Annotated in this window: 9 protein-coding genes; all 9 read right to left on the bottom strand. The window is 68.6% G+C overall.

Features of this window, described 5'->3' with window-relative positions; all coding sequences use genetic code 11:
* Positions 1 to 19: 19 nt before the first annotated feature.
* The gene (locus tag KXC43_RS01210) at positions 20 to 1525 is read right to left on the bottom strand and encodes an NYN domain-containing protein (RefSeq protein ID WP_221373969.1); all 1506 of its coding nucleotides are present in this window, start codon (positions 1523 to 1525) and stop codon (positions 20 to 22) included.
* 655 nt (positions 1526 to 2180) lie between these two features.
* Positions 2181 to 3443, bottom strand: coding sequence for a lactate racemase domain-containing protein (locus KXC43_RS01205; protein WP_221373968.1), 1263 nt, complete (start codon positions 3441 to 3443; stop codon positions 2181 to 2183).
* Complete coding sequence (locus KXC43_RS01200; protein WP_221373967.1) at positions 3440 to 4303, bottom strand: sugar phosphate isomerase/epimerase family protein; 864 nt, start codon at positions 4301 to 4303, stop codon at positions 3440 to 3442. Before KXC43_RS01200 ends, KXC43_RS01205 begins: the two co-directional genes overlap by 4 nt.
* Positions 4300 to 5355, bottom strand: coding sequence for a Gfo/Idh/MocA family protein (locus KXC43_RS01195; RefSeq protein ID WP_221373966.1), 1056 nt, complete (start codon positions 5353 to 5355; stop codon positions 4300 to 4302). Before KXC43_RS01195 ends, KXC43_RS01200 begins: the two co-directional genes overlap by 4 nt.
* Positions 5352 to 6179, bottom strand: coding sequence for a sugar phosphate isomerase/epimerase family protein (locus KXC43_RS01190; protein ID WP_221373965.1), 828 nt, complete (start codon positions 6177 to 6179; stop codon positions 5352 to 5354). Before KXC43_RS01190 ends, KXC43_RS01195 begins: the two co-directional genes overlap by 4 nt.
* Positions 6180 to 6191: 12 nt before the next feature.
* Positions 6192 to 7130, bottom strand: coding sequence for a Gfo/Idh/MocA family protein (locus KXC43_RS01185; RefSeq protein ID WP_221373964.1), 939 nt, complete (start codon positions 7128 to 7130; stop codon positions 6192 to 6194).
* A gap of 271 nt (positions 7131 to 7401) precedes the next feature.
* Positions 7402 to 8271: a carbohydrate ABC transporter permease gene (locus KXC43_RS01180; protein WP_221373963.1), complete on the bottom strand. Its 870-nt coding sequence runs from the start codon at positions 8269 to 8271 to the stop codon at positions 7402 to 7404.
* Positions 8272 to 8335: 64 nt separating this feature from the next.
* Positions 8336 to 9280 (bottom strand): carbohydrate ABC transporter permease, encoded by a 945-nt coding sequence (locus KXC43_RS01175; RefSeq protein ID WP_221373962.1) that lies wholly within the window; start codon positions 9278 to 9280, stop codon positions 8336 to 8338.
* Positions 9281 to 10609 (bottom strand): ABC transporter substrate-binding protein, encoded by a 1329-nt coding sequence (locus KXC43_RS01170; RefSeq protein ID WP_221373961.1) that lies wholly within the window; start codon positions 10607 to 10609, stop codon positions 9281 to 9283. It abuts the gene before it with no gap.
* Positions 10610 to 10736: the final 127 nt, after the last annotated feature.

Raw genomic sequence — 10736 nt, 5'->3', positions numbered from 1 at the left:
GTCACGAGATGCGTTCGCTTCAGGAGATCCGCTCCAGCCACGGCGTGCGCTTGAGGCGCACCATCGGCTCGCTGCCCCGGGGCCGTTCCAGCAGGCCGGAACGGCGCAGCACTCGCAGAATCCGCTGGCGGTCACGGTTGTCGTAACCGAAGAGCACCTGGGCGCCGGCGTGCTCGTCCCGTTCGCGCATCAGGGCGAGCACCTCGTGCTCGGGAACGGCCACGCCAACTTGGTCTGCCAGGAGATTCCCGAGCGTACGTAGGGAGCTGGCAACCGAGTGGGCCACGGGGTGAGACTCGATGACCGCCAGTGCATAGCCGTCCGATCCCGCTGGAATGGCATCGATGACGCCGATCCGGCGGGCATGGTCGATGACCTCGTGCGCGGCCTTGCCGCCCTTTCGGTCGATGTCGGCGGCGATCGGAGCCGACCGCAGATCCTGGAACAGCTGATCGCGGGACACGCCCTCGGTGTGGCTGGCGAACGCCCTACGGTTGATCTCGCAAATTACTCGCCACAGCGGCTCCAGCAGCCCGTCGGCCGACCACTCCAGACGCGACTCGAACCGGCCGTCCGACCGCTCCATCAGCCAGCCCACGTCCTTCATTGCGCCGATGATCCGAGCGAGGCGTCGGCCGTCGTCGGCGGCGAACCGGCCCACGCCGAGGTCGCCGATGGTCGGCAGCCGCGCGGCATTGCCCGTACGCCGAAGCACCCAGTCCGCGTCCTCGATGATGTCGAGGACGGTCGCCGACGTGAAGTTCAGGCAGGTGCGCCGCAGCACTGCGGGTCGGTTGCCGGTGTCCCGCTTCGCTGGCACGGCGACCTTGCGGGTATCGACCCGAGCGAACTGCTGCAGGCAGGCGGTGTGCTCAACCTCTTCGTCGCCCGACTGCAGCAGGCCCCAATCCGCAAGCATGCGGATGTTGCGGGTCTGGTCGCCGCCGAGGACACCGCCAGCCATACACACCCGGTAGAGGCCTAGCACCCGGGTAGCGGCCGCGTCGGCGTCGGATTCCGGCAGCGGCTTGATGTCCAGGACGTCGGTGAGCGACAGCAGCCTGACGTTCTGCTGCGCCGCGATGCGCCGATACTCCGGGGAGAGCGTGCGCGTCGAAGCGACGACGAGCACTACCTCGGCCCGGGCCTCGATCATGCGGTCGACCAGCGGAATGAAATCCTGGTCGCCGGTGGCCAGCAGAAACAGTGCGGGCCCGCCGCCTGGGGCGTGAATGTGATCCATCGCCAGTACCGCGAGCACAAGATCTGCCTGCTCCTTGGCGGTGCGGGTCTTGTGGAAGCGGGCGATAAAGGTGCTGGTGATCGCGTCTTCCACGCTGGGAGCAAACTGCTCACCAACGAAGTGGGCGCGCACCAGCTCTGTCGAGCCGTGCCGGGCACACTCATCACGTGCGATTTTGATCAGATCGCCGACCAGATCGGAGCCGAAGGACAGGCGTTGATTCTTCAGGTGAATGCTGAGGTTGAGCCAGTCGACCAGGAGGACCGCTTCGTTGAGTGTCATCAGCACACCATTCGAGTCGCTACGGAGGCAGCGCGCTTATCCTGAACCAGGACAACCGGAAATGAAACCCTACAATCGGCTGATTGGGATGAGATGGCTCGGTCAATTAAGAAAGGCCATCGGGTCCCGCCGGAGAGAAAAGTAAGCCTCGACGTAGATCGAGGCTTACTCGGGGTTCGTGGCTGGATCGTGCTTATTGGTGACCGACATCGTCGGTCGCAATCCACCAGCCGCCCTCAGTGACGCTAACAGTACGCCGCACCCGAGCCGATGGCAAACATCGGTCGACGTCCTCACAGGACAGCATACGGAAACCCCGGCAGGTAGGTCTCCCCCTGCGCCCCCGAGGTCCTGTTCCCGGCCGACGCGCACACTCGGCGGATGACCTTCCCGGGCGGTCGACAAAGTCGGCGTCCGTTGCATCCGTGCACCGCCAGCACCTTGCCGTCGGGGCTGAATGCGAGCACCCGCACGCGCGTGTTCGCCTCGAGGCTCCTGGCTGAAGGTCTTGGACGTACGTCCTAATCTCACTTGCCTGCGGCACCGTTGTAGAAGAACGGGGCTGCAGCTCTGCGGCCGAGTTGGGCCTTGGCCACGTCGGAGATTTCCTGGGGATGGTCCGGCGTTCATCTGCTCAACTGCAGGGGCGAACGGGTCAGCGCAGCCGGAACAGCACCTCGCCGGCCCGCGGCACGACCATCGTGTCCGGGTCGGCCGTGAACGCCGCCGGATCGATCGTGGCCGGGTCGCGATAGCCGAGGTTGACCGCGCGGCACACCTCTTCCGGGATGCCCGTGGCCAGTGTGACCCGCACCCGCAGCTGCTCCACCCCGGTCTCTGCGTCGTAGCTGCCGGCGCCGCGCAGGTGCGTCGAGTGGGCGAGCACGCCCCAATGGATGTGCTCGAACCGCTCCCACTGTTTCACGAAGTAGTCGCGGCAGTGGTAGCCGATCTCGTGGATCTGCGGGTGGCTGGTGGCGATCTCGGTGATGTGCGGCGCGTACAGGATGACCTCGCCGCCGTCGGCCACCACCGGCTCGACCTTGTAGAAGCCCTTGGCGCCGGTCCAGATCTCGTCGTACATCGCCGGAACGATCGACAGCACGCGGCGGACCGGCCGTTCCAGGTACGTCACGTGGGTAGCGGCGCTGATCTCGGCCGCGCTGGCCCACGACGCGACGCAGTCGCCGAACGAGACCGAGTGCAGCCGGCTCTCCTCACCGACGTCCGTCTCGGCCGTGACCACAGAGAAGGCGTAGGTCTCGGCCGGGATCAGAGCCGCCCCGTCGTTGATCAGAGCCCGGACGGGAGTGAGCCCGGTCGTCCCGATGATCTCGGCCGACGTGATCAGCGCCCCCAGCCAGTGCGAGACGTCGATGATCTGCTGCCCCGCCACGCCCGGGAAGAAGTACTTGTTCCCGCCCGACATGCCGACCACCTCGTGCGGCAGCACCGGCCCGACGACGATCGCGACGTCGTGCTCGACGACGGCCCGGTTGAGCAGCACCGGCACGTCGCCGCGCATCCGCCCGCCCGACAGCTCCTCGATCCGCGCGCTCGGAATCGTCCCCAGGTTCGCGAACGTCGACGGATCCCACCACTCGTGGTTGATCACCTGAGTGTCCGGATAGACGCCGACGTGGGCCTCCAGGGCCTCGGCCGACATCGCCCCGTGTGTGCCCAGGGCGATGAGCACGGTCAAGCGCGACACCCGCCCGTGCAGCGCCTGGTGCACAGCGCCCACCAGCAGCGGCAGCGGGCAGGTGCGCGTGGCGTCCGGCACGAGGACGCACACGCTGCGGCCGTCGAGGTCGAGCCCCGCCAGCTGCGCCGCGACGAACTCGCGTACCTCAGCCTCGCCGAGCACCCGCTCGGGGCCGCCCACCCGCGTGGCCCGCCCGATCACCGCCGACGTCATTCCTCGATCCTGCCACCCAGCGCCTGCCGCGCCCAGGCGAACGACATGCGGTGCGATTCGAGCTTGGACTCCACCGACGGCTCGTCCACCTCGATCATGAAGTCACCGTCGTAGTCCGGCGGGATCGCGTCGAGCACGGCGTCGAAGTCGACCACACCCAGCCCCGGCTCGGCCCACAGCCGCTTCGACGCTGTCTTCTCCCGGTACGAGCCCGAGCCGCCGGACAGGTGGTCGGGGAACACGTCCTTGATGTGGATGCCGCCGAGCCGGTCCGCGTAGCGGCGGATGAACGGGGCCGGGTCGATGCCGGCCCAGCGCAGGTGCCCGGTGTCGGGGCCGAATCCGATCACGTCGGCGCCCAGGTCGTCGAGCAGGCGGGTGATCTCGTGCTCGGTCTCGAAGACGCCCCCGACGTGCGAGTGGTGCAACGGCCGCAGGCCCTCGGCGGCCAGCGCACGGCACACCTCGCCGCACATGTCGATCGCCCGCGACAGCCGGCCCTCGTCGAACCCGGCGCCCACCGCCGGTTGCTCGATCCGCGCCGGCACCGCCATCGAGGACACCATCGTCCGGTCCAGGCCCAGCGCGACCTGTGTGCCCGCGAACTGCCTGGCCTTCTCCACCTCGTCGGCGACCTCGACCGTGTCGTCGAACGGGGAGTTGAACAGGCTCAGCGACGGCGCCAGCCCGTACCGCCCGATCCACGCGCGGTACTCGCCGGCCGTCATGTCGTCCGGGACGTCGGCCTTGACCGCCGTGAAGCCGATCGCGTGGAAGTCGCTGAACGCCTCGTCGAACACCTCGCGCGTCTTGCCGGCCGAGGCCCAGTACGGAATGGGGTTGGCCGCGATCCGGCTCATGCCAGCCTCACCGGCTTCCCCGTGCGGGCCGACTCGTACGCCCCGGTGATGACCGCGATCGACTGCCGGTTGGTCTCCAGGTCGACACGCAATTCGCCGTTCCCGGCCAGGGCGTCGAGGAAGTTCAGGTACTGCAGCCGGTGGGCGTCCGACAGCTGGCCCGGATTGGCGCTGGCCGTGTCGCCGCCGCCGCCCGAGGTGACCTGGGTCGTGCCCATCAGCCGCTCCTCGATGTCCTCGCCCACCGGCGTCGAGTGGAAGAACGCGAGCTGGTCGTTGTCGATGACCGCCGACCCGCGGTCGCCGTGCACCTGCAGGCGGGCGCTGAGCCCCGGGTACGCCGAGGTGGTCGCGTGCAGCACCCCCAGCGCTCCCGACTCGAACCGCACCACGCCGGTCGCCACGTCCTCGACCTCGATGCGCTCGTGGGCCAGCGTGCCCGTCCAGGCGAACACCTCGACCGGCCGCCCGAGCGCCGCCACCAGCAGGTCGACCGTGTGCACGCCCTGGTTCATCAGCGCGCCGCCGCCGTCGAGCTCCCACGTGCCCCGCCAGTCGCCGGAGTCGTAGTAGCGCTGCCCCCGCCACCAGTCGATGGCCGCGATCCCGGAGCTGACCCGCCCGAACTCGCCGGCCGCGATGGCGGCCAGGGTCTTCTCGGTGGAGGGGTCGAAGCGGTGCTGCGAGATGACGGTGACCAGCGTGCCCGCCTTGTCCCGGGCCTTGATGATCTCGTCGGTCCGCGCGACGGTCACCTCGGCCGGCTTCTCGATGATCACGTGCTTGCCCGCGTCGAGGGCCTCGACGGCGACGACGCCGTGCAGGCCGGTCGGCGTGCACACAACCACGACGTCGATCTGCTCAGCGGCGAGGGCGCCGGCCAGCGCCGTGTACGGGCGGCCACCGCGCTCGGCGGCCAGCGCGGCGGCCCGCTCTCCGACGACGTCGACGACCGCGACCAGTTCCAGGCGGTCGGTGAGCTGGCTGGTGACCAGCCCGTGCTGGCGCCCGATCACTCCCGCGCCGACGATGGCGAACTTCGGGACACTCATGCGTACTCGATCTCCTCGGTCTTGAGCAGGCCGGTGAAGGCGCTGTGGGCGGTGCGGAACAGGTCGGGTCCGGAGAATCCGCCGGTGGCGTGCCCGGCGGCCAGGTGCGGCTCCAGCGAGAAGAAGCCGTCGAAACCGTCGTGCCGCAGCGCCCGGAGGGTCTCGGCCACCTCGCCGTCGCCCTGCCCGGCCGGCACGACCGTGCCGTCGGCCAGCAGGGCGTCCTTGATCTGCACGTACTCGACGTGCGGCCGCAACTGGGCGTACCCGTCGGTGTAGGGACGCACGCCGACCTGCACGAAGTTGGCCGGGTCCCACGCCAGCCGCAGATACGGCGAGCCCACCGAGCGGATCAGGTCGAGGCAGCGGCTGGGCACGTCGCCGTAGATCTCCTTCTCGTTCTCGTGCAACAGGATCAGGTCGGCTTCCTCGGCGACACGCGTCAGGGCCCGCATCCGTTCGATGACCTCGTTGCGGTGCGCGGCCGGGTCGTCGCCGGCCGGGATGAAGAACGAGAAGATCCGGATGTAGGGCGCGTCGAGCAGGCGCGCCACCTCGGCCGCGTGCCTCATGCGTTCCAGGTGCGGCGCGAAGTCGTCGGTGACGGCGATCTTCCCGATCGGCGACCCGATCGAGGACACCTTCAGCGCGTACGCGGACAGGGTCTTCTTGACCTTCTCGAGCTGCTCGGGGGACAGGTCCAGGATGTTGACGTCCCAGGCGCTGCGCACCTCGACGTGCGTCATGCCCAGGCCGGTGACGACCTCGCACTGCTCGGTGAAGTCGGGGGAGATCTCGTCGGAGAAACCGGAGAGAGTCCACATCGGCGGTGCCCTTCAGCTGGTGGTTCGATAGATCTCGTCGATCAGGCGCTGGGCCGCCAGCGCCTCCTGCGGCCCGATCGGGAACGGCTCGGGGTCGCTCAGCGAGCGGTAGAAGTCGGCGATCAGCAGTTCGTGCGAGGCGCCCCAGTACGAGCGCCCGGCGCCGCCGGGGGCCAGCTCGGCGATCGTCTCGGTGCGGCCGTCGGCGTACGCGACGGTGAGGTCGCCCCGCAGCAGCAGGGTTCCCCGCTCGGCGACGATCTCGAGGGTCACCGGCGAGTCGACGGCGTTGGTGACCGTGGCGAAGAAGACGCTGCGCGCGCCGCCGGCGTGGTCGAGCATCAGGTGCGCGGTGTCCTCGACGTCGCCGGGCAGGCCGCCGTAGCGCCCGGCGTGCCCGGTCGCCGCGACGACGTCGCCGACCAGCCACTGCACGAGGTCGAGCGTGTGGATGGCCTGATTGATGAGCACGCCGCCGCCGGCCCGTTCGCGCACCGAACGCCACGGACGAGCGTCGTAGTACGCCGCGTCCCGGTGCCACAGCACACTGGCCGAGGCGCCGATCACCCTCCCGAGTTCGCCGCTCAGCAGGATCTCGCGGGCGGCCCGGCTGGTCGGGTTGTAGCGGTTCTGCAGGCAGACGCCGATCTTCACCGACGGGTGGTCCTTGGCTGCCGCGACGAGCAGCTCGGCCTGCTCGACCGTGTGCGCGACCGGCTTCTCGAGCAGAACATGCACGCCTCGCTCAAGGGCGTCCCGCGCGATCTGCACGTGCCGGTCATGCGGCGTGCAGATATGGACGACTTCCGGCCGCACCTCGTCCAGAAACGCGCGGTGGTCGCGCGACGAGTCGCACACGCCGGCGAGTTCGGCACCGAGCTTCTCGATCGCCGCCAGATGCACGACCGACACGGTGCCGGGCCCGATCAGAGCCACCCGCGGCGCCGTCATCGCCCGCACCCCGTGTTCCGCGGTCCGTCCGACCGGCGTCCGTTGCACGGCCCGTTCAGCCGGCGTCCGTTGCACGGTCCGCTCAGCCGGCGTCCGTTGCACGGCCCGTTCAGCCGGCGTCCGTTGCACGGCCCGTTCAGCCGGCGTCCGTTGCACGGTCCGCTCAGCCGGCGCTTGTTGCGTGGTTCGTTCGGTCGGCGTTCGTTGCGCGTTTCGCTCAGCTGGCGTTCGTTGCGCAGTCCGTTCGGCCTGCGCTCGTTGCGCGTTTCGCTCATTTGACGCTGCCCGCGGTCAGGCCACCCACCAGGTAGCGCTGGAAGGCCAGGTACAGCAGCACGACCGGGGCCGCACAGATCAGCGCCGCGGCCATCATCTGCGAATAGACCGGCAACGCGCCGCCCTCCTGCTGCGAACCGAAAATCTGCAGAGCGACAGCGGCTGTGTGCGTTTCCGGCCGAGTGAGCACGGAAGCGAACAACACGTCGTTCCACCCGAGCAGGAACGCGAAGATGCCGGACACGACGATCGCGGGCAGGCTCAGCGGGAAGATGATCTTCCATAGGATGACCAGCGTGGAGGCGCCCTCGGTGCGGGCGGCCTCCTCCAGTTCGCGCGGCAGCCCGCGCAGGTAGGTGACCATCACCCAGGTCGAGAACGGCAGGGCGAACGTCAGGTAGGCCACGAACAGACCCCACCGGGTGCCGATCACGGTAAGCCCCAGGTAGTTGCCGGCCGACGAGAACAGCACGAACACCGGCAGCAGCATCAGGGTGCCCGGGATGCTCTGCAGGCCGACCAGCCCGCGCAGGATCGTCAGCCGCCCGAGGAACGTGTAGCGGACCAGCACGTACGCCGTGGTCGTGCCCAGCAGGGCCGAGGCGACCGCGGTGAACGCGCAGACGATCAGGCTGTTCATGATGCCGGTGGACAGGTCGGCCGTGGTCCAGATCCGGGTGTAGCTGTCCAGGCTGAACGAACTCGGCCAGTACTCGCCGCTGGCCACGCCCACGTCGCTGTTGAGCGAGGCCAGCACGATGTAGAGCACCGGCACCAGCACCATCGTGACCAGCAGCGCGGTCATCGTGATGAGCAGCCAGCGCGGCAGCAACCGGGTGGCCTCGGTGGAAGCGGAGGTGCTCATTGCTGTACCTCCTGGACGTGCCCTCCTGGCCCTGCGACTGCTTCGCTCACTCCGGTGCAGTCGGTCATCGCCGAGCTCCTTCCTCGTGCACGTCCAGGCGCACGGCCCGCAGATAGACGAACAGCGGGATGGCGATCAGCACCAGGGACAGCACGGCCATGGCCGCGCTCAACCCGAACCGCAGGCTCTGGAAGCTGGTCACGTAGACGATCATGGGCATCACGTTGACGTCCTCCGGCGCGGGCGCCCCGAACAGGACGAACGGCAACGTGAAGTTGTTGATGTGGTTGAGCGTGGCCAGCAGGCAGGCCAGCAGCACCGGCCCGCGCAGGTAGGGCAGGATCACCCGGCGCAGCTTGGGCCACCACGGCGCCCCGTCGACGGCTGACGCCTCGTGCACCTCGTTGTCGACCGACTGCAGCGCGGCCAGCGCCATCAGATAGATGAACGGCCAGGCGGCCCAGATCTCGACCAGGATCAGCGCCCAGTACGAGCGGGGGCCGGTCAGCCACAGGCCGCCCTCGATGCCCACCTTCGACAGCCAGGCGTTGACGACCCCGTCCGGCTGCAGCATCGTGCGCCACACCGTCGCCACCACGAACGACGGCAACACGTACGGGATGAGGAACACCGCTCGCACCAGGCCGCGCCCCCGGTACTTGTTCTGGGTGACCAGCGCGGCCGCGATGCCGATGGGCACGGTCGCGATCGTGGAGAGCACCGCGAACGACACGCTGATCCAGATCGAGTTGAGCAGCCCCGAGCTGAACGACTCGACGAAGTTGTCCAGCCCGATGAACGGCGCCTCGACCCAGCGGCGCAGCGTGTACTGGTCCAGGTCGATCAGCGAGATCCACAGGGCCACGGCCAGCGGAATCAGGATGACCAGGACCATCAGGACCCCGCCCGGCGTGAGCAGCCACAGCGGACGCTGTCGCTCGGTCACGCCCCGGCGGCGCTGTTCCTTCTTGGCCGTCGTCTCCTCCGGCGGCCGGGCGAGGATGGTCATCTACTTGGCCCGATCCAGCGCGGTCTGGGCCGACTTCTGGGCGTCGGCGATCCGGGCGTCGATCTGCTGGGTGCTGATCGAGCCCTTGCCCAGGTCGGGCAGCGACTGCACGGCCACGTTGGTCAGCGCGAGCTGGATGTCACCCCAGGCGCCGGTGAACGGCGTGGCCACCGACTTCTTGGCCGCCTCGGTCACCGGGCCCAGCTGCGGGTCCGACGACAGTGTCTGCAGCGCGGCCGCGTTGGCCGGCAGGTTGCCGAACTTCTTGTAGTAGTCGAGCTGCGTCTCCTGGTCGGTCACCAGCTTGACGTACTCGAAGGCCAGGTCCTTGTTCTTGGAGTAGTCGGCCACCAGCAGGTTGTCGCCGGAGAGGATGCTGGCCGCCTCGACCCCGTTCGACGGGCGGCTGGTCGCGCCGGGCGGCACGGTCGGCAGCAGCGCGAACTTCCACTTGCCCTTGACCGCGCCCTGTTCCAGCGAGTTGATCGCGGTCGGCGTGGTCAGCATGAAGTAGCCGGTCTTGCCCTTGGCGAACGCGGCCACCGCCTGCGGGTTGGTCCAGCCCACGGCGGCCGGGTCGACCACCTTGTCGCGGGTCAGCCAGCCGAAGTAGGTGTCGTACGCCTTCTGCACCTTCGGGTCCTGCAGCTTGGCCGTCTTGCCGTCGACCAGCGGGTTGCCGGCCTGCACGGACATGCCCCAGACGAACTTCCACGGGTCGAAGTTGTCCTTGTAGGCGATCGCCAGCCCGTACTCGTCGCCCTTGGTCATCTGCTTGGCCTGCTGACCCAGCTCGTCCCAGGTGGTCGCCGGTTTGTCGATGCCGGCCGCCTTGAGCATGTCGGTGTTGTAGGCCATGACGAACGGCCGGCTGACCCACGGGATGCCGACCTGGTTCTGCTCGTCGGGTCCCGAGATGCCGAGCGTGGCCGGGTTGAACTTGTCCTTGCCGCCGATCTTGTTCCACTCCTCGTCGCCCAGCTTCACGAAGGCGCCGGTCGAGTAGGCGGTGGGGGTGAACGTCGTGCCGACCGCGTAGACGTCCGGGCCGGAGCCCGACACCACCGAGGTCTGGATCTTCGTCAGCTCGTCGTTGGCGCTGGCGAAGGTCTCGAACTTCACCTCGGCCCCGGTAGCCGCCTTGAACTTGGTGCTGATGTCCTTCTGCCACGCCGCGAATTCGTCGGGGTACTGGGTGTTGGCCGCGATCAGCACGTTCAGCGTCTTGCCGTCGCCGCCCCCGCCGCCTTCGTCGCCGCCACCGCAGGCGGCCGATGCCAGCGCCAGAGCCGTCACACCGGCCAGCGCCATAAGCTTCTTCGAGTTCATGAAAGGTCTCCTCTGAGCTGCTAGCCGGAGGCAGTGATCGGGGTCACTCTGTGCCGCCCGTTAACCTGCGCGCAACGAGTTGCCAGTTGTTGCCGCGCCGTGACGGCAACAACTGGCAACTCATTGC

Source organism: Paractinoplanes polyasparticus, assembly GCF_019710575.1.
Lineage (GTDB): Bacteria > Actinomycetota > Actinomycetes > Mycobacteriales > Micromonosporaceae > Actinoplanes > Actinoplanes polyasparticus.
This window is presented reverse-complemented; position numbering and strand designations above follow the sequence as displayed.